Source organism: Crossiella cryophila (assembly GCF_014204915.1).
GTDB classification, from domain to species: Bacteria; Actinomycetota; Actinomycetes; order Mycobacteriales; family Pseudonocardiaceae; genus Crossiella; species Crossiella cryophila.
The window spans coordinates 3,111,549-3,138,496 of the sequence record NZ_JACHMH010000001.1 but is presented as its reverse complement, the minus strand read 5'-3'; the positions used below and the strand labels follow the sequence as shown (position 1 = coordinate 3,138,496).

Sequence of the window (26,948 nt, the reverse complement as noted above, 5' to 3'; positions counted from 1 at the left end):
TCGTACGGTGTGTTGGCCGTTGTGGGTCAGGTCCAGGTGGCCACGTGGTAGCCGACGCCGTAGGGGCAGTCGGAGTAGAGCAGCTCGGCCTGCCAGTCCCGGCCCGCGGTGGCGGCCCCGGCGACCTGGTAGGCGGCCCGGCCGTGCGCCCACAGCTCGACCGCCAGCGCCGGGTCCAGTGCGGTCAGCGGGGCCGGGTCGCCGGTGGCCAGCGCGCTGGAGATCCGGGCGTCGAAGTCCGGGGCGCGCGGATCCGGCGGCACCGGGGAGCGTGGGGTCAGCCGGGCCGAGGAGTCGGCGAGGACCAGCAGCCCGGTGCGCTCCGGTCCCGCGGCCAGCGTTGTCCCCAGATCTAGGCACGCGGCCGGATCAAGATCCGTGGGCAGCAGTTGGACGGTCACCGAGCGTGCGCCCGCGTGCGCACGCAGCCAGCCCGCGATCAGCGCCGGGACCGGCAACTCCGGGTCGGCCGGGCCCTGGCCGCGGCCCAGGTCGACCTCGAGGTCCACGCCGAACCCGGCGAAGGTGCCGCGGGCCTCCGGGCCGATGATCTTGGGTCCGGCCTGGTCAACGGCTATCACCCACCAGTGGTCGGCCATTCGGGTGAGGGTGGCGGCGGCCGCGCGGCAGGCCCGCCGCAGGGGTTCCGTCTCGGTGGCGGCTCCGGTCACCAGTTCGGGTACCAACAGGGGTGGATGGGGCGCGAAGGCGACTCGGGCGATCACGAGCATCAAGGCTAGTGGGGCTCGCGCGGGGGCAACCGTAGGCAAAAGCAAGGTCACAACCTGGCCCAGGAGTACCACCGGCGGCCCTGACCTGTTTGAATGCGGCGTCGAGGACCGCGAGTGCCGGTCCTCGATGACGTGCACTGGCCCCGCTGCTGCGGGGCGCCCGCGTATTCAGCTGCGGGCGAGCGAGGCGGGCAGTCAAGGAGGAGCCGGCGATGACGGACCAGGACACGAACCTGGCGACTGTAGCTGCGGCCACACCGGCGCAGCACCCAGGCGGAGCGGGGCAGGCGCCAACGGTGCCGGTCGCGTCCGACGATCCAGGCCGCTGGGGCAGGGTCGATGCCGATGGCACCGTGTATGTGCGCACCGCGGAGGGCGAGCGCTCGATCGGGTCGTGGCAGGCGGGTGAGCCCGCCGAGGGGCTGGCGCATTTCGCGCGCCGCTTCGACGACGTGCGCACCGAGGTCGAACTGCTGGACACCCGGCTGACCTCTGGCGCCGGGGACCCCAAGCAGGCCCTGACCAGCGTGCGCACCATCAAGGAGAGCCTGGCCGAGGCCCACGTGGTCGGCGACCTGGCCGCGCTGGCCACGAAGCTGGACGCGCTGGTGATCAAGGCTGAGGCCGCGGTCGAGGCCGGCAAGGTGGCCAAGGAGGCCGCCAGGGTCGAGGCGGTGGCCAAGAAGCAGGCCCTGGTCGACGAGGCCGAGGGCCTGGCGAATGAGTCCACGCAGTGGAAGGTGGCCGGGGACCGGCTGCGCCAGATGCTGGACGAGTGGAAGGCCGTGCGCGGGGTCGACCGCAAGACCGACGAGCAGCTCTGGCGGCGCTTCGCCAAGGCACGGGACGCCTTCAACCGGCGGCGCGGCTCGCACTTCGCGGACCTGGACCGGCAGCGGTCCACCGCGAAGCAGCGCAAGCAGGAGATCGTGGAAGAGGCCGAGCGGATCGCCGAGTCCGGCGACTGGGGCGACACCGCGACCCGGTACAAGGACCTGATGACCGAGTGGAAGGCCGCCGGCCGGGCCCCGAAGGACGCCGACGACGCGCTGTGGCAGCGCTTCCGCGGCGCGCAGGACAAGTTCTTCGCCCGCCGTTCCGACGCCTTCTCCGAGCGGGACGCGGAGTTCGGCGAGAACGCCAAGCTGAAGGAAGAGCTGCTGGCCGAGGCCGAGCAGATCGATCCGGCTGGCACCGGTGGGCTGGAGGCCGCGCGCGGCGCGCTGTACAAGCTGCAGGAGCGCTGGGACGCCATCGGCAAGGTGCCGAGGGAGAAGGTGCGCGAGCTGGAAGGCAGGCTGCGCGCGGTCGAGGAGCGGGTGCGTGGCGCGGTCGACGCGCAGTGGCGCCGCTCCGACCCCGAGGCTGAGGCCAGGGTCGCCCAGTTCCGCGAGCGGGTCGAGCAGTTCGAGTCGCAGGCGGCCAAGGCGCGTTCGGCGGGCAACGACCGCAAGGCCAAGGAGGCCGAGGCCCAGGCCGCGCAGTGGCGTGAGTGGCTGGCCGCCGCCGAGGAGTCCCTCGCGAGCCGCTGACCAGCGAGAACCAGGCCCCCGGTGCGATACGCGCCGGGGGTCTTTTTTGTCCGCGGTAGCCGGATTCGAAAACCTATACATCCGATCTCTTACCTTGTCGGAGCATTGACGCGCCGGGGCCCGCGCTCCTAGCTTCGTGCACGACATCGGGGTCGAAAAGCCGCCATCGGCCCATCCATGGAAGCGAAAGAGGCTTATCGATGGATGAGCAGAGATGGGATCTTTCTCGTCGGACCTTCCTGGCCGCCACCGCAGCGGCCGGGGTGGTCGGCGCCGCCGCGCCCACGGCCACCGCCGCGCCGGCGGCCCCGGTCCCGGCGGAGCCCCCGGAACCGGGCATCGCCGGACTGTCCGAGGTGGACTGGGCGAGGTTCCTCGGCGCGCAGGATCCGGTGTGGAAGAAGCTGCCTGCCGAGTGGTGGCAGGGGCCCTTCCTCGGTGACGGGCGACTCGGGTCGATCATCCGCAAGGAACCCGGCAAGAACGCGATCCGGTTCAGCGTGCAGCACGCCGAGGTGCAGGACCACCGGCCGCAGTTCGGCAGCGGGCACGGCGTGTGCCGGCTGCCGGTCGGCCACCTGACCCTGGAACCCGCCGGCACGATCACCGGCGTGGACTGGCGGCTGGACCTCTGGCACGGCGAGTTCACCGGCACCATCACCACCTCGGCGGGCACGCTGAAGCTGCGGGCGTTCATCCACACCACCCGCTCGGTGCTGCTGGCCCAGGTGACCCCCAGCGGCGGTGAGCGGGTGCGCTGGGTCTTCCACCCCGAACCCGCGGTCAGCACCCGGCCCGACCCGCCCAGCGGCTACACGCACAACCCGGAACCGGTGCGCGCGACCAACGGCGCGGAGCAGGTGGTGCGGCAGGAGATGCTGGCCGGCGGGCAGACCACCACCGCCTACCGCGACCCGGCCTGGACCTCCGGCGAGCACACCCTGCTGCTCGCGGTGGCGCACAGCTTCCCGGCCCGCACCGCCGAGGCCGAGGCGCTCAAGCTGGTCAGGGACGCCGCCGAGACCGGCGTGGCCGCGCTGGTGGCCAGTCACCGCGAATGGTGGCACGCCTTCTACCGCAAGAGCTTCGTCTCCCTGCCCGACCAGCGGCTGCAGAGCTTCTGGTGGATCCAGCTCTACAAGACCGCCACCGGCACCAGGGCCGGCGGCACCGTGATGGCCACCTGCGGGCCCTGGTTCGAGCCCACCGGCTGGCCCGCGGTGTGGTGGAACCTCAACGTGCAGCTGGAGTACTGGCTCATCCACGGCAGCAACCACGTCGAACTGGACGCCATCACCAGCACGCTGCGGGACAACCAGGCGCAGCTGATCAAGAACGTCCGGCCGGAGTACCAGCACGACTCCGCCGGGGTGGGCCGCAGCACGGACCGGACCACGCTCAAGGGCAGCTACGTGGCGCGTCCCGGCGACGGCGGCGGCAGCCCGGAGACCGGCAACCTGACCTGGACCCTGCACAACGTGTGGCTGTCCTACCGGCACACCATGGACATCGCCATCCTGCGGGACACGCTCTTCCCGATCCTGCGCCGATCGATCAACTACTACCTGCACTTCCTCAAGCCCGGCACCGACGGCAAGCTGCACCTGCCGGAAACCCACTCCCCCGAGTACGGCAACGCGCCGGACTGCAACTACGACCTCGCGCTGATCCGCTGGGGCTGCCGGACCCTGTTGTACGCCAACGACAAACTCGGCAAGAACGATCCGCTGGCCTCGAAGTGGCGGCAGGTGCTGCGTGATCTGGTGCCCTACCCCACCGACAAGAACGGGTTCATGATCGGCGCCGGAGTGCCGTACGAGAAGTCGCACCGGCACTACTCGCACCTGCTGATGGTCTACCCGCTGTATGAGATCACCGGCGACGATCCCGCGCAACGCACGCTGATCGACACCTCCATCAAGCACTGGCACGCCATCCAGGGCGCGCACCGCGGCTACAGCTACACCGGCGCGGCCTCCATGCTGGCCGGACTCGGCCGGGGTGACGAGGCATTGGCCTACCTGCTGAAGTTCTTCGACCCCAGCACCCGGTACCCGGTCACCGAGAACACCATGTACCGCGAGGGCAGCCCGGTGGTGGAAACCCCGCTGTCCGCGGCGCAGTCCCTGCACGACATGCTCGTGCAGAGCTGGGGCGAGTTCATCCGGATCTTCCCGGCGGTGCCGCGCGGCTGGGCCGACGTCACCGTGGACAAGTTCCTCACCGAGGGCGCCTTCGAGGTCAGCGCGGTCCGCAAGGGCGGGCGCACCCGGTGGGTCTCGGTGCGCAGCTTGGCCGGTTCGCCGTGCAAGGTGCGGCACGGGATCCAGCGGCCGATCCAGGTCAGCCGCCCGGACGGCTCGCCGATCGTCTTCCGCGAACTGCCCGGCGGCGTGGCCGAGTTCGATCTGGCCCGCGGCGGCACCGCGGTGATCTACCCGCAGGGCGCCATGCCCGAGCTGACCATCGAGCCGGTCCGGATCTCCAACCCCGGCAAACCCTGGGGCCTCTCCTAAGACTCACCTCGCCGCCGCGAAACCCGTTGCCGGACAAGGAGTTATCGTGCGCAGAAGACTGACGGCCGTACTGGCCGCGGCATCCACCGTGATCGCCGCGACCGGACTCGTGCTGACCACGGTGGCCGCGCCACAGGCCGAGGCACTGGAGAACGGCCTGGCCCGCACACCCCCGATGGGCTTCAACAACTGGAACACCACGCACTGCCGGGCCGAGTTCAACGAGAAGATGGTCATGGACATGGCCGACATCTTCGTGGACAAGGGCCTCAAGGACGTCGGCTACCAGTACGTCAACATCGACGACTGCTGGGCCAAGACCACCCGCAACGCCCAGGGCAACCTGGAACCCGACCCCAAGCGATTCCCGCGCGGCATCAAGTTCGTCGCCGACTACGTGCACAGCAAGGGCCTCAAGTTCGGCATCTACACCAGCGCCGGCACCAAGACCTGCAACACCGCGGGCTTCCCCGGCGGGCTCAACCACGAGGAACAGGACGCCAAACTCTTCGCCAGCTGGGGCGTGGACTACCTCAAGTACGACAACTGCAACAACCAGGGCGTGGACGCCAAGATGCGCTACCGCAAGATGCGCGACGCGCTCAAGGCCACCGGGCGGCCCATCGTGTTCTCCATCTGCGAATGGGGCCAGAACAAGCCGTGGGAATGGGCCCAGGACACCGGAAACCTGTGGCGCACCACCGGTGACATCAACGACACCTGGGCGAAAATGGTGCAGATCTTCAAGAAGAACCTGCCCCTCGCGCAGTACGCCAAGCCCGGCGCGTGGAACGACCCGGACATGCTCGAGGTCGGCAACGGCGGCATGACCCCCACCGAATACCGCTCGCACTTCAGCCTGTGGGCCATCATGGCCGCGCCGCTGCTCATCGGCGCCGACCTGCGCAAGGTCAACCAGGAGAACTTCAACACCCTGCTCAACAAGGACGTCATCGACGTCGACCAGGACGCCAAGGGCGTGCAGGGCAAGCAGATCAAGGCATCCGGCGGCACCTACGTGATCGCCAAGCCGCTCGCGAACGGCGATGTCGCGGTGGCGCTGTTCAACGAGAACGGCTCGGCCGCCACCATCAACACCACCGCCGCGGAGATCGGCCTGTCCGGCAACAACTTCCGGCTCAAGGACCTGTGGTCCAAGGCCACCCGCACCAGCACCGGCGCGATCAGCGCCTCGGTGCCCGCACACGGCACCGTGATGTACCGGGTCAGCCGGGTCGGCGCGCAGACCCCGCCGCCCGCGGGCACCTCGCAGGTCTCCGACCTGGACTGGCAGGGCGTGGCCAACGGCTGGGGCCCGGCGGAGAAGGACCGCAGCAACGGCAACCAGCCCGCGGGCGACGGCAAGCCGCTGACCATCGGCGGGGTCACCTACCCCAAGGGCATCGGCGTGCACGCGCGCAGTGAGATCACCATGTACCTGGGCCGCAAATGCTCCACCTTCACCGCCCAGGTCGGCATCGACGACGAGGTGGCCGGGGCGAACGGCTCGGTGGTCTTCGAAGTGCACGCCGACGGCAACCGCAAGGCGGCCACCGGGGTGCTGACCGGATCCGGCGGCGCCACCGCGATCACCGCCGATGTCAGTGACGCCGAACAACTCCGGCTGGTCGTCACCGACGGCGGCGACAACATCAACTACGACCACGCGGACTGGGCCGACGCCAAGATCACCTGCGCCTGATGCTGATGGCCTAACCGCATCACTCTGATGGCCCGCATCGATCGTCGGTGCCTTCGCCCAGGATTGCAGTCTCCCGCCGCCACGGGAAACCGCAATCCTGGAGCGGTTCCCAGTGGTGACGGGGTCTCGCACTGGGCCATCTGGCGAGCCTGGCTACGCACCTGAACCAGCAGGGGCGTGGCCAGGCGTCGAGGACTGTCCACCACGTGAGAGCCGTTGACAGCGCAAATCCACCGCCCCTAGCGTCCAACCCATGGCACCGCAGGAAATCCTGACCACCCGGGGTCACATCGACCTTGTCCGGGTGGCCTCCGCGGCCTGTCGCTGATCCCGTACACCACGTCTCGCCCCTGCCCTTACGAGACCAACGGGACCAACTCCATGACGCTGGCCATCTCCTCCCCCGACCTGACCACCCTGCTGCGCACCGGCCCCTTCCCGGCCGCCCTGCGCGCCGCGATCCAGGCCAGCGGCCTGAGCCTGGACCGGATCCAGCACCGATTACGCGCCCGCGGCGCCACCGTCAGCGTGGCCACCCTGAGCAACTGGCAATCCGGCCGCCGCCAACCAGAACGCGACGACTCCTTCGTGGTGCTCGGCCACCTGGAGGCCGTGCTCGGCCTGCCGGAGGCGGCGCTGCGGATGCTCGTCGGCCCACCCCGCCCCCGCGGCAGACACGCCATGGCCCCCGTGGCCACCCCCGCCGTGGAACAACTCTGGTCCCGCCGGGACCGCCTGGCCGAACTACTGTCCACAGTAGACACAAGCTCGGACGAGTTGCTGACCCGCCTGAGCCAGCACGACCTGGTCGAGGTAGGCCGCGACGGCCGCCAGCAAAGCCTGCGAGTCAAACAGGTCCTCCGAGCCGACGCCGACGGCGCCGACCGCTGGCTGGTCGTCTACGACCCCCGCCACCCCCGAGGCGCCGCCGCCGACCTGGTCCCCCTGCGCCACTGCCGGCTGGGCAACCTCGCCATCCACCCCGACACCGGCCTGATGGCCGCCGAACTCCTCTTCGACGAACCGCTGAGCCGAGGCGAAACAGTCATGATGGAATTCGAGGTCATCAGCCCCGCAGGCGCCCCACCCCGCCAGGGCGACCTGTTCTGCCGCAAATTCCGCCGCCCCGTCCGCGACTACCTGGCCGAAATCCGCTTCCACCCAGAAGCCCTCCCCCAACGCGCCTACCAGGTAACCAGCCCCCTCGCCTCCCCCACCGGCACCCGCCGCCGAGCCCTGACCGTCTCCAGCTCCGGCTCAGTACACGCCATAGCCCAAGACGTAGGCCCCGGCACCTTCGGCATCCGCTGGGACGGAATCCCCCTCCACCCATAACAGCCAACACCCCGTACAACAACGGCCAACACGCGGTACGAGAACGGCCAACACGCCGGGAGGGGTTCGGGTTTGAACCCCCTCCGCGCGTGTTGGCCGTTGTCGTACCCAGTGTTGGCCGTTGTCGTACACCACGTTGGCCGTTCTTGTACGCCTTGGGCGATTGCGGCTGGGCGAAGCCCGAACAGGCGGCCGGGGTGGCTTTTCAAACCACACCTGAGCGGTTCCCCCATCCCCGTCAGCCTGGAGAGGACACACCACATCCCGGGTGCGCAGACCGCAACCTGCCGCCGCCCTAGCTTCTCAACCGCAACGGTCTGCGTGCCCGGGATGTGGTTTGGTATCGGAGGGCTGACGGGGATGGGGGAACCGTACGAGCACTGCTCTTTGTCTTTGCTCTTGTTTTTGACTTTCCCCCCCATCCTTTGATTTCTGCCCGTCCGGCGAGGACGATCTTGATCTTTGTTCGGGTACCTCAGCAACAGAGGCCAACAGCGCAAAGATCAAAAGCGGAAAAGATGGCCTCGCCGGCCGGGCAGACCACCGGAGGGGGGTGCACAGATCAAGAGCCGGGGTGAGCAGGTTGCGGGGCTGGGCAGGCTGCCGGGGCCGGTTCCAGCGTGGCTCCGAGGGCTCGCGTGTTCTCCGCACGGCCTTCCGCAAGCCAACCACACCCCGAGGAGCGGCCCCCGTCACGATGGGCGGGGTCGGCGGCGGTTTGTGTTGCAGGGGCCGCTCCTCGGGGCGCGGTCAGCAAGCTCCAGGCCGTACGGAGAACACACGAGAACCCTCGTCGTGGGGGTTCACCCCCAACCCCACACCCCGCCCCGTCCCACAACGGCCAACACCCCGTACAACAACGGCCAACACGCGCGGGATGGGTTTCAACCCTCCGCGCGTGTTGGCCGTTATGGGACGGGTGAGGATCAGGGGCCGGTGTAGAGGAGGCGGTTGGGGGAGCCGGCGCCGGGGCTGGTGACCTTGTTGGGGGTGGACTTGGCGACCAGGGCGTCGCGGACCTGCTGCGGGGTGGCGGTCGGGTTGGTGGACAGGTACAGGGCGGCGGCGCCGGTCACGTGGGGGGCGGCGAAGCTGGTGCCGCTGCCGGTGAAGGTGGCCGTGTCACTGGTGCGCCAGGACGAGGTGATGTCCACGCCCGGCGCGAACAGGTCGACCCGCGGGCCGAAGGCGGACCAGCTGGCCTTGGCGTCGGTGCGACTGGTCGCGCCGACCGTGATGGCCTGCTCGACCCGGGCCGGGGAGTTGTTCACCGCGTCGACGCCGTTGTTGCCCGCGGCGATCGAGTAGGTCACGCCGGAGGCGATGGAGCGCTGCACCGCGGCGTCCAGGGTCGGGGACACGCCGCCGCCCAGGCTGACGTTGGCGACCGCGGGCTTCACCGCGTTGCGGGTGATCCAGTCCACGCCGGCGATGACCCCGGCGGTGGTGCCGCTGCCCTGGGCGTTGAGCACCCGGACCCCGTGCAGTCGCGCGGCCTTGGCCACTCCGTAGGCGGTGCCCGCCGCGGTGCCCGCGACGTGCGTGCCGTGGCCGTTGGCGTCGTCCGGGTTGCTGTCGTTGTCGACGAAGTCGAAACCATTCCCGACCCGACCGGAGAACTGCTGATGAGTGGCCCGGATTCCGGTGTCGAGAATGTAGATGTGCACCGCGGCGGCCGTGTTGGAATAGGTGTAGGAGTTGTCCAGCGGCAGGTTGCGCTGGTCAATCCGGTCCAATCCCCATGACGGCGGGTTCGGCTGGGTCGCGGTCAGCGAGACGACCTGGTTCTGCTCCACGTAGGCCACGTTCGGGTCGGCGGCCAGCCGGCGCGCCGCGCGGGCGTCCGCGGTGACCTCGAACCCGTTCAGCGCGGTGGAGAAGGTCCGTCTGACCTGCGCGCCCACCTTTCCGGACACCGTATCCGGGCTGGCCTTCGCGGCCTGGTCCTTGAGCACGACCAGGTAGCTGCCGGGCACCGCGGTGGCCGCGTCGGCGCCCCGGACCGCGCCCTCGGCGGCCTGGGCGGGCAGGGCCGCGAAACCGCTGACGGCGACCGCGGAGAGCAGCGCGACACTCAGCGCACGCGTTGTTTTCGACATGGCTTGCTCCTTGGCAGGGAATTGCTTGGTGGCAATTCAGAGCTTAGGAGAAACAACCCGGGCCGAACAGAATTTACTTTTTACGGCATTGACGTTTTACGGGCAGCACGCGATCTGGCACACTGCGGAGGGTAGTCGGATGACTACCGGGAGGTCGGGTGGCTGGGCGGGGTTGGCACCGGGTGGTCGCGGCCGTGCTGGCCGCCGGGGCCGGGACCACGCTGACCGTGCTGATCGGCCAGGCGACCGCGTTGCGGGACAACCCGTGGGCCTGGCTGGGTGTCGGTGTGCTGATCACGGTCAGCGCCGCGATCGCCGGTTACGTCACCTGGGCCGGACGCGACCCGGCTGGCCCGGCCGAGGTCGAGGCCGCGGTGACCGAACTGGCCCAGACCTCGGAAGTCTTGTGGGACAAGGCGTTGAACCACCGCGGCCTGCAATCCGGACGACTGTTCGAGGTGCCGTGGGCGGTCAGCTCCTACCACCCGGTCGAACCCGATCCGCGATTCCGGCTGCGCCGCACCACCCTCGCGCAGATCGCGGAGACCGCGCAGCGACTGCGCGAACAGCGGGCCAGGGTGCTGATCATCGGACCCGCGGGCGCCGGGAAGTCCTCGCTGGCCCGTCGGCTGGCCTACGCCTGGCTGTCGGAACGCGCGGACCGCGAGCCGGTGCCGGTGCTGGTCTCCGCCTCCTCCTGGACCGAGGGCGAACCGGTGCCGCACTGGCTGGAACGCCAGCTCCGCACCGAGCACCGCGCGCTGTCCCGCCGGACCACCGCCGGGATCACCCTGGCCCGGCATCTGGTGCTGCACAAGCGGGTCTTCCCGGTGGTGGACGGCCTGGACGAACTGCCCGACGGCCCGCGGACCGCACTGGGCGCGGCGCTGCGGGACGCGCTACCCGAGGGCTCGCCGCTGATCCTGACCTGCCGCACCGCCGCGCCCCGGCTGCCGGTGGACACCGTGTTCACCCTGCGCCCGATCGAGGTCCCGGACATCGCGCGCGTCCTGCGCCGGGAAGCCTCCGCCCGGCAACTGGCCAGCTGGGAGCGGCTGTTCTCGTTGTGCCGCAAGGATCCCGACTCGGCACTGGCCCGGATGCTGACCCGGCCACTGCTGGTCGCGCTGGCCGCCGAGGTCTACCACCGGCACGACCCCGACCGCGATCCGGCCGAACTCGCCGCGCTGCCCACGGCCGAGGCCATCGAGGACCACGTGCTGGCCGCCTGGCTGCCGACCACGTTGCACCGCAGGCAACGCCTGCCCGAGGACCGCGACCACCCGGAGCGCTCGGTGCTGGCCTGGCTGACCTTCCTGGCCCGGCACCTGGAACGCCAGGACACCCAGGAGTTCCGCTGGTGGGAGCTGCGCCGGGCGATGCTCGGCAGACGACGGCCACCCACCTGGCTGGAACCCGAGTCCTTCCGCCCACCCGGCACGCCGCAGCGGACGATCACCCTGGCCGAGGTCAGGTCCTGGCTGCGGGATCGCTGGCGGGCGACCCGTTCCGGCCGGTGGCGCCGGTTCGCCCGCGGCCTGGTGGTGGGTGCCCTGGCCGTCTGGGGGTTCGGCGGGCTGCTGTGGCTGATCTCGTTGTACTTCCCAGAGCTGGTCCGGCAGGCCCTCAGCGGCGGCGGCCTGATGCCCAACATGCTCGTGGCCGATCCGTACCTGATGCTGACCATGCTCAGTGTGCTGGTCGGGCTGTTCCTGGGCGGCCTGCTGGCGCTGGTGACGGAGGACGACTCCGACCGGGTGCGGTTCCAGGCCCTCGGCCACTGGCCCGGTGAGCTGGCCCCGCACCTGGCCACCGATCCCGGCAAGGCGGTCAACCCGAGGCACAGCCTGGCCACCGACCGCCGCTGGTCGCTGCTGTGCCTGCTGGGCGGAGCGGCCGGGCTGGTGCTGCTGGTCCAGCTCGCCGCGGCCCAGGTCGAGATAAGCCGGGTGGGCTTCCCTCTGCTGGCCAGGTTCGGTGAGCACGCGGGACTGGCGAGCCTGGTCGCGGTGCTGGTGGCCGCGGCGGCGGTGTGCACCAGGGCGGAATGGCCCTGGTTCGCCGCCACCCGCGTCTCACTGGCCCTGACCAGGCGACTGCCCGCGCGGCTGATCCCGTTCCTGGACGCCATGACCGCCGCGGACGTGCTGCGCCAGGAGGGCGCGATCTACCGGTTCCGGCACGCCACCCTGCGCGACTGGCTGCTGCGCCGCGCGGCCCTGGCCGCCTACCGGTCGCTGGACGAGCCGCACCGGCGCCTGCTCCGGCGGCTGGCCCTGCACCCCGGCCCCGACTTCACCGTCGCCATCGCGGCCCGGCTGGACGAGCTGACCGAGCAGCAGGCCCGGGACCGGCTCCACCGCTGTGTCCGGCTGGAACTGCTCGGGCGGGACGGCGACCGGTACCGCTGGCGGGCCGGACGCACCGCCATCGCCGAGGTCTCCGCCGCGCTCGACCCACCGGGCCTGCCCACCCGGGTGCGCGCCGATCTCCAGCGCGCCTACCTGGACCTGTTCACCGCACACCTGGCCGACCCGCCCTGTCCGCACTCCCCCCAGGCGCGGGTGCTGCCGCTGGGCCCGGACGGCTGGCGGCTGCTGCACGCCGAGCGGCACAACGTGCTGGCCTGCCTGCGGGACGGCGGCGAGCACCTGGTTGACCTGTGCCGGATCACGCTGTCCCCACTGCGCGAGTGGGGGCTAGGGCCGGAGTGTGACGAGCTGCTGGCGCGGCACGGGCTGACCGGACTGCTCCAGCACCACGCCGCCTGGCCGGATTGCCCGGACTGCCAGACGGACACCCTGGGCAGGCTGGGCCGGCTCACCCTGCCGCACGACCCGGACGCGGCCAGCACACTGTTCCACCGCGCCGCCACGGCCGCGCGACAGGCGGATTCCGCGGTGGCCGAGGCCCACGCGCTGCTCGGGATCAGCTACTGCCTGCTGGCGCGCCAGAAGTACGGCGAGGCGGTGGAGCTGCTACGGCAGGCGCTGGCCACCCTGCGCGAGCGGGGCGGGTTCACCACCGCAGCCGAGAACGGCCACCGGGTCGCCTGGGAGCTGTACGAGGCCAACCGGCAGCGCATCGCGGAGCTGGTGCTGGCCACGGCTGTCCAGGACGCCCACCACTGCGGCGACGAGCTGCTGCTGGCCAGGCTGCTGCACCTGCGGGGCGCGGTGCTCGTGGAGCTGGACGAGTTCCCGGAGGCGGCGACCTCCTTCCGGCGGGCGCGCGAGCTGTACCGGGTACTCGAGCACCCGGCGGCGACCGAGTCGCTGGCCGCTTGGGCGGAGACCCTGTTGCAGCTCGGCAAGCACCTCAGCGCGAAGGGCAAGGACGGGGCCTGGGCCACTGCGGCGGGCCGAGACCGGCTGCGCGAGGCGCGGGCGGAGTTCGGCAAGTCCGGCAGGGACCTGCGGGCCGCGGACATGCTGGCGCAGCAGGGCGAATGGGCCGACCGGGACAGTGACGCCCGGCTCTGGCTGACCGACGCCATCGCCCAGTACGAGGACCTGGCCGAGCCGGCACGGATCGAGCAGGCGCGGGGGCTACTCGCCCGGCGCGGCCGTTAGGGGCGGGACCAGGACTGGCGGAACCACTGGATGCCGAGCACGGCCAGCGCGAGCGCCGCCACGTACAGGCCGGGGCCGGGGCCGGGGGCCTGGAACACCGTCTGCCGGGTCCACACCGACAGCAGGCCCAGCATCACCGAGAGCCAGCAGCCCAGGGTGGCCACCCAGGCCAGTGCCCACAGCCGCAGGCTCAGCGTGAGCGCGGTCAGCAGCACGCCGAAGAACAACGCGAAACCGCCGAAGACCCTGGGCAGCACGCCGACCTTGAGCGCCGGATCGGTCTGGCCGAGCAGCACCTGCCAGCCTGCCGCGTCGCCGACCCAGGGCAGCAGCGCGGCCACCAGCAGCACGAACACCGCGCCCGCGATCACCATGGCGCTGCGCGGCGCGGGATCGACCCGGCGGATCACCCGGCGCTCGACCTGCTTCAGCTCGTCGGCGAACTCGGCCATGTCATCCCGTCCGTCCTGCGCGTCGGCGTTCATCGACTGCCGCATCCACCCACCGCCGCTGGTTCGGGCGTGGCCGGGGCGCCGAAGGAGGGCAGGCCCAGGGTCACACCGGAGGTCTTGGGCTTCCGGCCGGCCGCCCAGTTGTCACCGGCCCTGGTGCGCCGGTGGGAGAGCAATTCGCCGTCGGCGATGAGGTTGTGCGGGGCGCCGTAGGTGACCTGGGTGGTGACCACGTCGCCGGGGCGGATCTCCTGATCCACCACGCCCGCCGGGTTGAAGTGCACCAGCCTGCCGTCCCGGGCGCGGCCGGACAGGCGCCGGGTGGCGGTGTCCTTGCGGCCCTCGCCCTCGGAGACCACGACCTCGACCACGCGGCCTTCCTGCTCCCGGTTGAGATCCCAGGAGATCTGCTCCTGCAACGCGATGAGCCGCTCGTAGCGCTCCTGCACGACCTGCTTGGGCAGCTGGTCGTCCATGGTCGCGGCGGGCGTGCCGGGGCGCTTGGAGTACTGGAAGGTGTAGGCGGAGGTGAACCGGGAGGCGGCCACCACGTCCAGGGTGCCCTGGAAGTCCTGCTCGGTCTCGCCGGGGAAGCCGACGATGATGTCGGTGGTGATCGCGGCGTGCGGCAGCGCGGTGCGCACCTTGTCCACAATGGACAGATAGCGGTCGGCGCGGTAGGAGCGGCGCATCGACTTGAGCACCTGGTCGGAGCCGGACTGCAGCGGCATGTGCAGCTGCGGGCACACGTTGGGCGTCTCGGCCATGGCGGCGATGACGTCGTCGGTGAAGTCCTTGGGGTGCGGGGAGGTGAACCGGACCCGCTCCAGGCCCTCGATCTTGCCGCAGGCGCGCAGCAGCTCGGAGAAGGCGGTGCGCTGGCCGAACTCCACGCCGTAGGAGTTGACGTTCTGGCCGAGCAGGGTCACCTCGAGCACGCCCTCGGCGACCAGTGCCTCCACCTCGGCCAGGATCTCGCCGGGGCGGCGGTCCTTCTCCTTGCCGCGCAGCGAGGGCACGATGCAGAAGGTGCAGGTGTTGTTGCAGCCCACCGAGATGGACACCCAGGCCGAGTGCGCGGAGTCGCGCCGGGCGGGCAGCGCGGACGGGAAGGTCTCCAGCGACTCCAGGATCTCCACCTGGGCCTCGGCGTTGTGCCGGGCGCGTTCCAGCAGCACCGGCAGCGAGCCGATGTTGTGCGTGCCGAAGACGACGTCCACCCAGGGCGCGCGCTTGACGATCTCGCCGCGGTCCTTCTGCGCGAGGCAGCCGCCGACCGCGATCTGCATGCCGGGGTTGGCGTCCTTGGCCGGGCGCAGGCGTCCCAGGTTGCCGTACAGCCGGTTGTCCGCGTTCTCCCGCACCGCGCAGGTGTTGAAGACGACGATGTCGGCGTTGTCATCCGCGGCGCGCACGTAACCCGCGTCCTCCATCAGGCCCGCGAGCCGTTCGGAGTCGTGCACGTTCATCTGACAACCGTAGGTACGGATCTGGTAGCTGCGTGTCACCCGCTCGTCCTTTCCCGGTTTCCCGGTTCGATTGTCCAGGGTAGAGCGCGCCGCCTGGCAGGATGAACCGGTGCCCCGCCGACTCCTGAGTCTGCTGCTCGTCCTGGCCGCCGTGCTCGCCTCCGCCGGCTGTGCCGGCGTGCTGGAGGGCGTGCGGCTGACCATCGCCACCGGCGGCCCCGCCGGCGTCTACTACCAGCTGGGCAACGCGCTGGCCGGGGCCTGGGAGCGGGATCTGGGCATGCCGCGGCCGACCGTGCAGCCCACCGCGGGTTCGGTGGACGCGCTGGGCAAACTGGAGTCCGGGGAGGCCGATCTGGCCTTCGCCGCCGCGGACGCCGCGGTGCGCGCCTTCAGTCTGGAGCGCCCGAACCGGCGGCTGCGCGCGCTGGCCAGGATGCACGACGACTTCTTCCACGTGATCGTGCGCGCCGAGGTCCCGGCCACCAAGCTGTCGGAGTTGCGCGGGCTGCGGATCGGCACCGGCTCGGCCGAGTCGGGCACCCGGTTGATCGCCGACCGGCTGCTGGAGCAGGCGAAACTCTCCGCCGCGGACCTGCGTCAGTCCCCGACCGACCTGTCGGACTCGATCGTGGCGCTGGAGCGCAAGGAGCTGGACGGCTTCTTCTGGTCCGGCGGCCTGCCGACCCGGGCGGTGTTCGAGCTGGCCAAGCGGCAGAAGCTGCGGCTGATCGACCTGAGCGACGTGCTGACCGGCCTGCTGGACAAATATTCCTCGGTATACGGCCAGGCCACCGTGCCCGCCTCCAGCTACGGCATGGACAACAAGCCGGTGACCACCCTGGTGGTGCGCAACTTCCTGATGGCCACCGAGGCGTTGCCGGCCGACACCGCGGCCGCGCTGACCGAGGGGCTGTTCGAGGCCAGGGAGGACCTGATCCGGGCGAACGCGGTGGCACTGTCCCTTGACGCCCGCTCGGCGATCGAGACTGCCCCGATCGACCTGCATGAAGGGGCCCTGCGCTACTACCGGCAGGACAAGACCTAGGGCAGGATCGCTCCGACGTCTGGCCCAGACCTCGCGAAGGAGCCCCATGAACCGACTGGCGGTTGCCACAGCGGCACTGGCACTCATCGGAGGACTCACTCCGACACTCGCGGCCGCGGCCCCCACGGCGATGGTCCGGGTGACCGATTTCGGGGCCGACCCGACCGGCCGGACCGACTCCGCCGCCGCGGTCCGCGCGGCCTTCCGGCACGCCAGGGGCCTGGCCCGCCCGACCCGGATCGTCTTCGGCCGGGGCACCTTCCAGCTCTACCCGGAACAGGCCGAGCTGCGCGAGCTGTACGTGTCCAACACCGTCGGCGCCGACCAGCGCTACCGGGACAAGCGGATCGGCCTGCTCGTGGAGGACATGCGCGATGTGACGGTGGACGGCGGCGGCGCGAAACTGGTCTTCCACGGCCAGCAGACCGCCTTCGCCGCGATCCGCTCCAGCCGGGTCACCTTCACCGGCTTCGCCTTCGACTACGCCGCGCCCAAGGTCGTCGAGGCCACCGTCACCGAGTCCGGCCCCGGTTACCGGGTGCTCACGGTCCCGCCCGGCAGTCCGTACCGGGTCGACGGCACCCACCTGACCTGGCTCGGCGAGACCAGCCCCACGACCGGCCAGCCGTACTGGTCCGGCCAGGACAAACTCCAGTACACCCAGGCCCACGACCCCAAGGCCCGCCGCACCTTCCGCCTGAGCAACCCGCTGTTCCGCGACGTGGCCAAGATGACCGACCTTGGCGCCCAACGCATCCGCGTCGACTACACGACCCCGGACCGCCCCACCGACCTCGGCCTCGTCTACCAGATGCGCCTGACCGACCGCACCGAACCGGGCGCGCTGATCTGGGAGTCCCGCGACGTCACCGTGCGCCGGGTGTCCGCGCACTACCTGCAGTCCTTCGGCATCGTCGGCCAGTTCAGCGAGAACATCACCATTGACCAGGTCAACTTCACCCCCGACCCCGCCTCGGGCCGCACCACCTCCTCCTTCGCCGACCACATCCAGATGTCCGGCGTCCGAGGCAAGGTCACCATCACCGGCAACGTCTTCGACGGCCCGCACGACGACCCCATCAACGTGCACGGCACCTACCTGGAAGTCACCGCCCAGCCCGCCCCCGACACCGTGCGCGTGGACTACAAACACAACGAGACCGCGGGCTTCCCCCAGTTCCACCCCGGCGACGAGGTCCAGTTCACCGACAAACGCACCATGCGCCCCCTCCCCGGCGGCCCAGCCAAGGTGCGCGCGGTAGACGGCCCCACCGGCCGAGACCACACCAAACCCCTCACCACCATGACCGTCACCCTGGACCGCCCCATCCCGGCAGGCGTCACCCCGGCCGAGACGGTCCTGGAGAACACCACCTACACCCCCGCGGTCACCATCACCGGCAACGTCTTCCGCAACGTGCCCACCCGAGGCGTCCTGGTCACCACCCCACGCCCGGTGCTCATCGCGGGCAACCACTTCGACGGCATGACCATGGCCAGCATCTACATCTCCGCCGACGCCCACCAGTGGTACGAATCCGGCCCGGTAACCGACGTGACTATCCGCCACAACACCTTCACCCGCCCCAGCAACCCGGCGATCTTCATCGAACCCACCAACCGGGTCCTGGACCCCGCCAACCCCGTCCACCGCGGAATCACCGTGACCCACAACAACTTCACCATCCCCGACATCACCGTCCTGGACGCCAAAAGCACCGCCGGCCTCCACTTCACCACCAACCAGATCCACCGCCTGGACCCCGCCGCACCGCCATACACGGCACCGTTGTTCCGCTTCCACGGCAGCAGCGGCTATCGCGTGGCTGACAACCACATCGCCCCCGGCCTCAACCCCGCGGTGGTGGCGGACTAACTCCGCCCACAACGGCCAACACGGCGTACGACAACGGCCAACAGCCCGTACAAGAACGGCCAACACGCCGGGAGGGGTTCGGGTTTGAACCCCCTCCGCGCGTGTTGGCCGTTGTCGTACGGAGTGTTGGCCGTTATGTGACACCACGTTGGCCGTTCTTGTACGCCATAGGCACTGCGACCGGGCGAAGCCCGAGAACAGGCGGCCGGGGTGGCTTTTCAAACACACCCCGAGCGGTTCCCCCATCCCCGTCAGCCTGGAGAGGACACACCACATCCCGGGCAAGCGGCCCGCAACACAAACCGCCGCCGAACCAACACCAACGCGACCGGCCGCTTGCCCGGGATGTGGTTTGGTATCGGAAGGCTGACGGGGATGGGGGAACCGTACGAGCACTACGTCTTTGCTCTTGTCTTTGACTTTCCCCCCCCATCCTTTGATTTCTGCCCGTCCGGCGAGGACGCTCTTGATCTTGACTTTGGTTTTAGATCAAGATCAAAAGACAAAGGATGGCCTCGCCGGCCGGGCAGACCACCGGAGGGGGGTGCACAGATCAAGAACCGGCATGAGCAGGTTGCGGGGCGGGGTTTGGGCTGCCGGGGCCGGACCCAGCGTGGTTCCGAGGGCTCGCGTGTTCTCCGCACGGCCTTCCGCAAGCCAACCACACCTCACCGAGCGGCCCCCGTTGCGGATTCGTGGGCAGGCGGCGGCAGGTTGCAGGGGCCACTCGGCGAGGCGCGGTCAGCAAGCTCCAGGCCGTACGGAGAACACACGAGAACCCTCGTCGTGGGGTTTCACCCCCAACCCCAACCTGCCCCGTACGACAACGGCCAACACTCGGGGTGATCAAGCGTGTTCGTCGGGGCCTAGGTCTAGGGCTGGGAGTTCGACCACTACGGCCAGGCCTCCGCCCTCCGGCAGGTCGAGCCGAACCGAGCCTCCGGCTCGCTCCACCACCCGCCGCACGATCGCCAGCCCCAACCCCGATCCCGTGATGTTCTGATGACTCGGCGAGCGCCAGAACCGGTCCGTCGCCCGTTCCAGCTCCTCCGCCGTGAGCCCGGGTCCGTGATCCCGGACCGTCAGCACCACCATCTCCCCCACCTCCTCCGCGCTGACCACCACCGAGGACCGGTCCGGGCTGAACTTCAACGCGTTGTCCAGCAACGCGTCCAGCACCGTCTCCACCCCCCGCGGCGGCGCCAGTGCGAACAGCTCCGGCTCCGTCCGGGTGGACAGCGCGATGTCGCGAGCCGCCGCGACCACCCGCCAGGCGTCCACCCGTTCGGCCACCGCGGCGTCCACCTCGGCGGGCACCGGCTCCACCGAGCTGGCCTCCGCCCTGGCCATCGCGAGCAGTTCGTCCAGGATCTGGTTGAGCCGGATGGTCTCCTCCATCGCCGCGTTGTGCTGGTCGACGGAGTCCTCGTGCACGTGGCCTTCCAGGTTGCCCAGGCGTAGCCGTAGCGCAGTGAGGGGGTTGCGGAGTTGGTGGGAGGCGTCGGCGACGAAGGCGCGCTGGGCGGCCAGCACGTCGCTGACGCTGGCGGCCATCTGGTCGAAGGAGCGGGTGAGGTGGCGTAGCTCGGGTGGGCCGGTGTCGCCGCCCACGGGTTCCACCGGGCGGCCGCTGACCACGCTGGCCACCATCCGGCCGGTGGCCTCGTCCAGCCGGCGCACCGGGCGCAGGGTCCAGCGCACGATGGGCAACGCGAGCAGCACGCCGAGGCACAGCACCGCGACGCTGGCCAGGGCCATCACGCTCCACCACAGCAGCACCCGCAGCCTGCTGGCGCCGGTGGGTGACACGGTGACCACCGCGCCGCGCACCTCGCCGCCCACCCGCACCGGCTCGGCCAGCACCAGTGGCGTGCTGTCCCAGGGCATCAGCGCGGTCTCGGTCTCCGGCACCCGCCCGGCCAGGGCCAGCTTGAGCCGGTCCGCGATCCGCGGGTCGCCGACCCTGATCGAGTCGTCCGAGCTGACCAGGAAATGGTTCTCCCGGTCGGTGACCAGCACCGAGATGCCGTGCACCTGGTGATAGCGCTGCAACTCGGGCCGGATCAGGTCCGGCTTGTCCGCCAGCAGCGGGTTCTGCGCCAGGCTGGCGAACCGGCTGGTGTCACCGACCCGGTCCAGGAACAGCTTCTGCTGCTCGATCCCGGCCACGTTCAGCGCCAGCGGCACACCAAGGCCCACCAGCACCAGGATGACCAGTGACAGCACGATGACCAGCAGCCTGGACCGCATCGGCTCAGCCCTCCGCCGGACTGGCCAGACGGTAACCGACGCCGCGCACGGTTTCCACCAGATCCGGCCTGCCCAGCTTGGTGCGCAGGGTGGCGATGTGCACGTCCAGGGTCCGGTTCGCCCCCGACCAGGTCCGGCCCCACACCTCGGCGATGATCCGTTCCCTGGTGCACACCGCGCCGCGGGCCTGGGCCAGCATGGCCAGCATCTGGAACTCCTTGCGGGACAGCGCGACCGGCGCACCCGCCACGGTCACCTCGTACCGTCCCATGTGGACCTCGACATCGCCGAAGGTCAGCGCCGCCCCCGGGGTGCCGCTGCCCTCGCCGCGGCGCCTGCGCACCGCGTGTACCCGCGCCACCAACTCTCCGATGTCATACGGCTTCACCAAGTAGTCATCGGCCCCGGAGTGCAGGCCGAGGATCCGGTCGTCGACCTCCCCGCGCGCCGACACCACGATCACCGCGACGTCGCTGGCCGCCCGGATCGCCCGGCACAGCACGAAGCCGTCCACGTCGGGCAGCCCGAGATCCAGCAGCACGACGTCGACATTGCCCACCGCCTCCAGCACGCCCTTGCCCGAGGGCAGGCGGGTGACAGCCATGCCGCGCCTGGTCAGCGCGGGCTCCAAAGCCTCGGCCACTCGGTCGTCGTCCTCGACCAGCAGTACCCGCACGTGTGGTGCCTCCCGACTCACGTGGCTCATCCGTGACAGAGTTGAGACCCTAAGTCTTACTCAAGTGCCCTGGACTGGTGTGGATTCCGACCCCTAGGTTTCCGCCATCGTTCCACCACCCCGTGCTCTGCCGACTCTGGAGGTTTGATGACCTCGGCCGCCCACACTCCGCCGATGATCCGAATGGCGGGCGTGGACAAGTTCTTCGGGCCGCTGCACGTGCTGAAGAACATCGACCTGGAGGTGCCCAAGGGCCAGGTCGTGGTCGTGCTCGGGCCCTCCGGCTCCGGTAAGTCGACGCTGTGCCGGGCCATCAACCGGCTTGAGCCGATCAACTCCGGAATCATCGAGGTCGACGGCAAGCAGCTGCCCGCTGAGGGCAAGCAGCTCGCCGCCCTGCGCGCCGACGTCGGCATGGTGTTCCAGCAGTTCAACCTGTTCGCGCACAAAACCATCCTCGAGAACGTGATGCTCGCGCCGATGAAGGTGCGCAAGCTGAACAAGACCGACGCGCGAACCCGTGCCATGGAGCTGCTCGAGCGGGTCGGCATCGCCAACCAGGCCGACAAGCACCCCGCCCAGCTCTCCGGCGGTCAGCAGCAGCGGGTGGCCATCGCCCGCGCGCTGGCCATGCGGCCGAAGGTGATGCTCTTCGACGAGCCCACCTCGGCACTGGACCCGGAGATGGTCCAGGAGGTCCTGGACGTGATGACCACGCTGGCCAAGGACGGCATGACCATGCTCGTGGTCACCCACGAGATGGGCTTCGCCCGCAAGGCCGCGGACCGGGTCATCTTCATGGCCGACGGCGAGATCGTGGAGGACTCCACCCCGACGGAGTTCTTCACCAGCCCGCGCTCGGCCAGGGCCAAGGACTTCCTCGGCAAGATCCTCACTCACTGAAACGCTTCGGCACCCCAGCGAGATGAACGGGCGAGGCAGCCGCCTCGTAGTTGAGATGATCCGAAAGGGACAGCAGATGCGCGTTACCCGAGTCCTCCAGGCGGGTGTGGCCGTTGCCGCCGCGGTCGCCCTCCTCGGCGCTTGCGGTGGTGGCGGGAACGCCGGCAGTGGCGGCGAGAAGAAGCTCACGATCGGCATCAAGTTCGACCAGCCCGGCCTTGGTCAGAAGACCGGCACCGGCTACTCCGGCTTCGACGTGGACGTGGCGACCTTCGTCGCCAAGGAGCTTGGCGTCGACGCCAAGAACATCAACTGGGTCGAGGCCAAGTCGGCCGACCGGGAGAGCCTGCTGAAGAAGGGTGACGTCGACCTGATCGCCGCCACCTACTCCATCACCGACAAGCGCAAGACCGAGGTCGACTTCGTCGGGCCGTACCTGGTCACCGGCCAGGACCTGCTGGTCAAGGCGGACAACACCGACATCGTCGGCCCGGAGTCGGTCAACGGCAAGAAGCTCTGCTCGGTGAAGGGCTCGACCTCCGCCGACACGGTGAAGACCAAGTTCGCCAACCAGGCGCAGCTGCAGCAGGTCGACGGTTACTCCCAGTGCCTCAACGGCCTGGACACCGGCACCATCGACGTGCTGACCACCGATGCCACCATCCTGGCCGGTCTGGCCGCGAACCAGCCTGGCAAGTACAAGCTGGTCGGCAAGACCTTCACCACGGAGAACTACGGCATCGGCCTGAAGAAGGGCGACCCCCGCAAGGCCGACATCGCCAAGGCGGTGGAGAAGTTCTACTCCTCCGGTGAGTGGAAGAAGGCCATCGAGAAGAACCTCGGCGCCATCTTCAAGGCGGGCGAGCCGCCGGCCCTCACCGAGAAGTGAGCTGATCACCTCCAGTTGAGCCCGGAGTGCCGGGTGCGGCGACCACCGTGCCCGGCACTTCGTTTACCTCCGTCTACCCAAGTCATAGGTCGAGGAGACCATGCTGGACTTCCTGAGCGAGTACGACGTGCTCGGTGCCTTCTGGCTCACCGTGCAGCTCACCGTGTACTCAGCCATCGGCTCCCTCGTGTGGGGCACCGTGCTCGCGGGCATGCGGGTCAGTCCGGTCCCGATCATGCGGGCGTTCGGCACGGCCTATGTGAACATCATCCGGAACACGCCGCTGACGCTGATCATCGTGTCGATGTCGCTGGCCCTCTACAGCGTGCTCGGCCTGAAGCTGGCCCGTGAGCTGCCCGGCGACCTGACCTTCACCGACACCAACAACTTCCGGCTCGCGGTGCTCGGCTTCGTCATCTACACCTCGACCTTCGTCTGCGAGTCGATCAGGGCGGGCATCAACACGGTGCCGGTCGGGCAGGCCGAGGCCTCCCGCGCGCTGGGCCTGGGCTTCGGCCAGACGCTGAGCATCGTGGTGCTGCCGCAGGCCTTCCGCGCCGTGGTCGCCCCGCTGGCCAGCGTGCTGATCGCGCTCACCAAGAACACCACGGTGGCCAGTGCGATCGGCGTGGCCGAGGCCGGGCTGCTGATGTCGGACATGATCGAGAAGGAAAGTGACAAGATCATTCTGGTCTTCGCGATCTTCGCACTGGGCTTCGTGCTGCTCACCCTGCCGACCGGACTGGTGCTCGGCTGGGTCAGCAAGAAGGTGGCGGTGAAGCGATGAGCGCGCCCTCGGTTCTCTACGACGCGCCCGGCCCCAAGGCCAAGGCCCGCAACGTCGTCTACACGATCATCTTCGCCGTGGCCATGGTCGCGGCGCTGTACTGGATCGTCGTCCAGCTCGGCGTCAAGGACCAGCTGCGGCCGGAACTGTGGACCCCGTTCTTCACCGAGAGCACGGTGTGGACCACGTTCCTGCTGCCCGGTCTGCTCAACACGCTCAAGGCCGCGGCGCTGGCGATCCTGATCGCGCTGCCCATCGGCGCGCTCTTCGGCATCCTGCGGATGTCCGACCACGTGTGGGTCCGGGTGCCCGCGGCCACCGTGGTGGAGTTCTTCCGGTCCATCCCGGTGCTGCTGCTGATGGTCTTCGCCAATGAGTTCTACGCGGCCTTCACCGACGTCGGCCGGGAGGACCGGCCGCTGTTCGCCGTGGTCACCGGCCTGGTGCTGTACAACGCCTCGGTGCTGGCCGAGGTGGTGCGCGCGGGCATCCTGTCCCTGCCCAAGGGCCAGACCGAGGCGTCCATGGCGCTGGGCCTGCGCAAGAACCAGACCATGCGGATGATCCTGCTGCCGCAGGCGGTCACGCTGATGCTGCCCGCGATCGTCAGCCAGGTCGCGGTGATCGTGAAGGACACCGCGCTCGGCGGTGCGGTGCTCAGCTTCTCCGACCTGATGCGCCAGTTCCGGATCATGCCGAACGAGTACAACAACAACCTGATCCAGACCCTGCTGGTGATCGCGCTGATCTACATCGCCATCAACAGCCTGCTCAGCTGGCTGGCCCTGGTGCTGGAGAAGCGGATGTCGCGGCGCAGCCGCCCGCCGCGCGGGGTCAAGGCCGACCACCTGGAGCGGCCCGGCGCCGACCCGATGGCGGCCACCGGCCTGCGCACCGGCGAGGGCGGCGCAGGCGGTTAAGTCCGCCGCGAAGCTCGACCGACGGCCCGTCCCCATCCCGGGGGCGGGCCGTCGCCGTTAGGCTGGGCCGGTGCAGCGGATCGCCCTCGTGGCCCTGACCGGTCTCCTCGTCCTGACCGCCTGCGCCGGCGCGGACCCCGCCCCGACCAGCACCCCCGGCGGCACCGGCACCACCGTCTCGCTGCCACCGACCTCCGAGCAGGCCAGCGGCTCCCCCACCATCGACAAGATCAAGGCCCGCGGGCGGATGGTGGTCGGGGTGGCGGACAACCTGCCCGGGGTGAGCCGGTACCACCAGGACGGCGGCAAGCACAGCGGGTTCGACATCCGGCTGGCCGATCTGATCGCCACCGGGTTCGGGCTGCCCAAGGACTCGGTGCGCTTCCGCAGCACCACCGCGGCCACCCGGCTGTCCACTTTGGAGAGTGGCGATGTGGACCTGGCCTTCGGTGGCATCAAGACCAGCAAGCAGCCGCAGATCGGGCTGGTCGGCCCGTACCTGCCGGTGCACCAGGACCTGTTGACCCGCAAGGGCACCACCGCGGTCGCGCCTGGTCAGCCGGTGTGCGTGGTGGCCGACTCCGGCGCGGCGGAGAAGGCCCGCACGGTCAGCACGAACCTGGTCGAGGAGCGCAACGGCGATGCCTGCGTGTCCGCGCTGCGCTCGGGTGCGGTGGCCGCCTTCTCCGGCGACGATCTGGTGCTGCGTGGCTACGCCGCCGCGGAGAACGGCGCCTTCACCGTGCTCGGCAGGTCGCTGAGCACCGAGGGCTACTTCATCGGCATCCCGGCCCGCGACCGCGCGCTGCGCGCCAAACTGGTCGAGATCCTGGGCAAGGCGATCGGCGACGGGTCCTGGGCGAAGCTGTACCAGGAGAGCTTCGGCGCCCCCGCGCCCACGCCGCCGAGCGTGAAGTAGTCACGGTCGGCTCTCGAACTCATCACCAGCGGTGATCCGGGTTAACAACGGGCTCACCAGGGGCGACCCTGGAGACATGCGTCCCGACCGGTACACCCCGCTGGGCCAGGTCAGCCTGCTCATCGGCTTCGCCACCATCGCGGTCGCCCTGGCGCTCTACCTCGGCGACCCGGCCCGCCTGATCGGCGCGGGCGCCACCGCCCTGGCCGGTCTGGGCGCGGTCGCGCTCGGCCTGGTCTTCCTGCGCCGCGCCGACCGCCAACGGCAGGCCTGCTTCCGCGAGGGTCTGACCGCCATCGAGTCCATCACCGACGACAACCTCCGCGACGCCCTGCACGCCAGCCTCGCGCTGAGCCTGACCGGGGTCCGGATCAGCCTGGCCGAGCTGACCAAGCTGGCCGCCACCGAGGCGACACCGCCCGGCAAGGGCACCATCACCGTCATCGGGCCGCACACCCAGGCCCGCAAACGTTAGTGGCGAACGGAGGAACTCACGGCCCTACGCGCGTGAGTTCCTCCGCCCATGGTCAGTCCTTGCGCTTGCGGAACAGCTTGAGCAGCGGGTCGTAGCGCCGGTCGGCCACCCGCTCCTTCAGCGGGATCAGCGCGTTGTCGGTGATCTTGATGTGCTCGGGGCAGACCTCGGTGCAGCACTTGGTGATGTTGCACAGCCCGAGCCCGTGCTTGCTCTGCGCGTCCTGGTGCCGGTCGGCCGCGTCCAGCGGGTGCATCTCCAGTTCGGCGATGCGCATCAGGAACCGCGGCCCGGAGAAGGACTCCTTGTTCTCCTCGTGGTCACGCACCACGTGGCAGGTGTTCTGGCACAGGAAGCACTCGATGCACTTGCGGAACTCCTGCGAGCGCTCCACGTCCACCTGCTGCATCCGGTAGTCGCCGGCGGCCACGCCCTCCGGCGGCTTGAACGCGGGCACCTCGCGGGCCTTGGTGTAGTTGAACGACACGTCGCACACCAGGTCCCGCACCACCGGGAAGGTGCGCATCGGGGTCACCGTGACCGTCTCGGCCTCGGTGAAGGTGGACATCCGGGTCATGCACAGCAGCCGCGGTTTGCCGTTGATCTCCGCGGAGCAGGAACCGCACTTGCCGGCCTTGCAGTTCCAGCGGACCGCGAGGTCGGGGGCCTGGGTGGCCTGCAGGCGGTGGATGATGTCGAGCACCACCTCGCCCTCGTTGACCTCCACGGTGAAATCGGTGAGACCGCCGCCCGCGCTGTCTCCACGCCAGACCCGGAAGTGCGCCTGGTAGCTCATC

21 protein-coding genes are annotated in these 26,948 nt (G+C 69.9%); 14 read left to right on the top strand and 7 right to left on the bottom strand.

The window, feature by feature from the left end; translation table 11 throughout:
- Nucleotides 1-26: 26 nt before the first annotated feature.
- A complete protein-coding gene (locus HNR67_RS14640; RefSeq protein WP_185002561.1) occupies nt 27-725 on the bottom strand; it encodes a class III extradiol ring-cleavage dioxygenase family protein in 699 nt (232 codons plus the stop codon).
- A gap of 218 nt (nt 726-943) precedes the next feature.
- On the opposite strand from HNR67_RS14640, the gene HNR67_RS14635 reads away from it, so the two are divergent.
- The 5 genes from HNR67_RS14635 to HNR67_RS14620 all read left to right on the top strand — a co-directional run bounded on the left by HNR67_RS14635 (nt 944) and on the right by HNR67_RS14620 (nt 7,816).
- Nucleotides 944-2,263, top strand: a complete 1,320-nt coding sequence (locus tag HNR67_RS14635; RefSeq protein ID WP_185002560.1) for a DUF349 domain-containing protein — start codon at nt 944-946, stop codon at nt 2,261-2,263.
- A gap of 200 nt (nt 2,264-2,463) precedes the next feature.
- Nucleotides 2,464-4,779, top strand: coding sequence for a glycosyl hydrolase family 95 catalytic domain-containing protein (locus HNR67_RS14630; protein WP_185002559.1), 2,316 nt, complete (start codon nt 2,464-2,466; stop codon nt 4,777-4,779).
- 175 nt (nt 4,780-4,954) lie between these two features.
- On the top strand, nt 4,955-6,481 hold the full coding sequence (locus HNR67_RS14625) for an NPCBM/NEW2 domain-containing protein (protein WP_185010655.1): 1,527 nt from the start codon (nt 4,955-4,957) through the stop codon (nt 6,479-6,481).
- Between the two features lie 253 nt (nt 6,482-6,734).
- The gene (locus HNR67_RS46650) at nt 6,735-6,809 is read left to right on the top strand and encodes a putative leader peptide (protein ID WP_374205783.1); all 75 of its coding nucleotides are present in this window, start codon (nt 6,735-6,737) and stop codon (nt 6,807-6,809) included.
- Nucleotides 6,810-6,862: 53 nt separating this feature from the next.
- Nucleotides 6,863-7,816 carry a PhoX family protein gene (locus HNR67_RS14620; protein ID WP_185002558.1) on the top strand — a complete coding sequence of 318 codons (954 nt, stop codon included), beginning with the start codon at nt 6,863-6,865 and terminating at the stop codon, nt 7,814-7,816.
- A 926-nt stretch (nt 7,817-8,742) separates the two neighbouring features.
- Here HNR67_RS14620 and HNR67_RS14615 read toward each other — a convergent pair.
- Entirely contained in the window at nt 8,743-9,915 is a 1,173-nt protein-coding gene (locus HNR67_RS14615) for a S8 family peptidase (protein ID WP_185002557.1), read from the bottom strand.
- Nucleotides 9,916-10,073: 158 nt separating this feature from the next.
- On the opposite strand from HNR67_RS14615, the gene HNR67_RS14610 reads away from it, so the two are divergent.
- On the top strand, nt 10,074-13,487 hold the full coding sequence (locus tag HNR67_RS14610) for an NACHT domain-containing protein (protein WP_185002556.1): 3,414 nt from the start codon (nt 10,074-10,076) through the stop codon (nt 13,485-13,487).
- Here the strand turns inward: HNR67_RS14610 and HNR67_RS14605 are convergent.
- Together HNR67_RS14605 and miaB are read right to left on the bottom strand one after the other, a co-directional pair.
- Nucleotides 13,484-13,984 carry an Rv2732c family membrane protein gene (locus tag HNR67_RS14605; RefSeq protein WP_246492509.1) on the bottom strand — a complete coding sequence of 167 codons (501 nt, stop codon included), beginning with the start codon at nt 13,982-13,984 and terminating at the stop codon, nt 13,484-13,486. The two genes, HNR67_RS14610 and HNR67_RS14605, sit on opposite strands and share 4 nt — an antisense overlap.
- A complete protein-coding gene (gene miaB, locus HNR67_RS14600; RefSeq protein WP_312987263.1) occupies nt 13,969-15,447 on the bottom strand; it encodes a tRNA (N6-isopentenyl adenosine(37)-C2)-methylthiotransferase MiaB in 1,479 nt (492 codons plus the stop codon). Before miaB ends, HNR67_RS14605 begins: the two co-directional genes overlap by 16 nt.
- A gap of 70 nt (nt 15,448-15,517) precedes the next feature.
- Between miaB and HNR67_RS14595 the strand changes: the two genes are divergently transcribed.
- Together HNR67_RS14595 and HNR67_RS14590 are read left to right on the top strand one after the other, a co-directional pair.
- Entirely contained in the window at nt 15,518-16,456 is a 939-nt protein-coding gene (locus HNR67_RS14595; protein ID WP_312987262.1) for a TAXI family TRAP transporter solute-binding subunit, read from the top strand.
- Between the two features lie 46 nt (nt 16,457-16,502).
- Nucleotides 16,503-18,332: an alpha-1,3-galactosidase-related protein gene (locus tag HNR67_RS14590; RefSeq protein ID WP_185002555.1), complete on the top strand. Its 1,830-nt coding sequence runs from the start codon at nt 16,503-16,505 to the stop codon at nt 18,330-18,332.
- Nucleotides 18,333-19,178: 846 nt separating this feature from the next.
- Here HNR67_RS14590 and HNR67_RS14585 read toward each other — a convergent pair.
- Both HNR67_RS14585 and HNR67_RS14580 read right to left on the bottom strand, forming a co-directional pair.
- Entirely contained in the window at nt 19,179-20,582 is a 1,404-nt protein-coding gene (locus HNR67_RS14585; protein ID WP_185002554.1) for a HAMP domain-containing sensor histidine kinase, read from the bottom strand.
- Between the two features lie 4 nt (nt 20,583-20,586).
- Nucleotides 20,587-21,258 (bottom strand): response regulator transcription factor, encoded by a 672-nt coding sequence (locus tag HNR67_RS14580; protein ID WP_185010648.1) that lies wholly within the window; start codon nt 21,256-21,258, stop codon nt 20,587-20,589.
- 174 nt (nt 21,259-21,432) lie between these two features.
- Here HNR67_RS14580 and HNR67_RS14575 point away from each other — a divergent pair, with 174 nt between their 5' ends.
- The 6 genes from HNR67_RS14575 (at nt 21,433) to HNR67_RS14550 (ending at nt 26,151) form a co-directional block, all read left to right on the top strand.
- Nucleotides 21,433-22,161 (top strand): amino acid ABC transporter ATP-binding protein, encoded by a 729-nt coding sequence (locus tag HNR67_RS14575; RefSeq protein ID WP_185002553.1) that lies wholly within the window; start codon nt 21,433-21,435, stop codon nt 22,159-22,161.
- A gap of 76 nt (nt 22,162-22,237) precedes the next feature.
- Nucleotides 22,238-23,050 (top strand): glutamate ABC transporter substrate-binding protein, encoded by an 813-nt coding sequence (locus HNR67_RS14570; RefSeq protein WP_185002552.1) that lies wholly within the window; start codon nt 22,238-22,240, stop codon nt 23,048-23,050.
- Between the two features lie 100 nt (nt 23,051-23,150).
- The gene (locus HNR67_RS14565) at nt 23,151-23,837 is read left to right on the top strand and encodes an amino acid ABC transporter permease (protein ID WP_185002551.1); all 687 of its coding nucleotides are present in this window, start codon (nt 23,151-23,153) and stop codon (nt 23,835-23,837) included.
- Entirely contained in the window at nt 23,834-24,757 is a 924-nt protein-coding gene (locus HNR67_RS14560) for an amino acid ABC transporter permease (protein ID WP_185002550.1), read from the top strand. Before HNR67_RS14565 ends, HNR67_RS14560 begins: the two co-directional genes overlap by 4 nt.
- Before the next feature lie 70 nt (nt 24,758-24,827).
- On the top strand, nt 24,828-25,676 hold the full coding sequence (locus tag HNR67_RS14555) for a transporter substrate-binding domain-containing protein (protein WP_185002549.1): 849 nt from the start codon (nt 24,828-24,830) through the stop codon (nt 25,674-25,676).
- A 76-nt stretch (nt 25,677-25,752) separates the two neighbouring features.
- On the top strand, nt 25,753-26,151 hold the full coding sequence (locus HNR67_RS14550; protein ID WP_185002548.1) for a hypothetical protein: 399 nt from the start codon (nt 25,753-25,755) through the stop codon (nt 26,149-26,151).
- A 52-nt stretch (nt 26,152-26,203) separates the two neighbouring features.
- Here HNR67_RS14550 and HNR67_RS14545 read toward each other — a convergent pair whose 3' ends face one another.
- Complete coding sequence (locus tag HNR67_RS14545; RefSeq protein WP_185002547.1) at nt 26,204-26,947, bottom strand: succinate dehydrogenase/fumarate reductase iron-sulfur subunit; 744 nt, start codon at nt 26,945-26,947, stop codon at nt 26,204-26,206.
- Nucleotide 26,948: the final 1 nt, after the last annotated feature.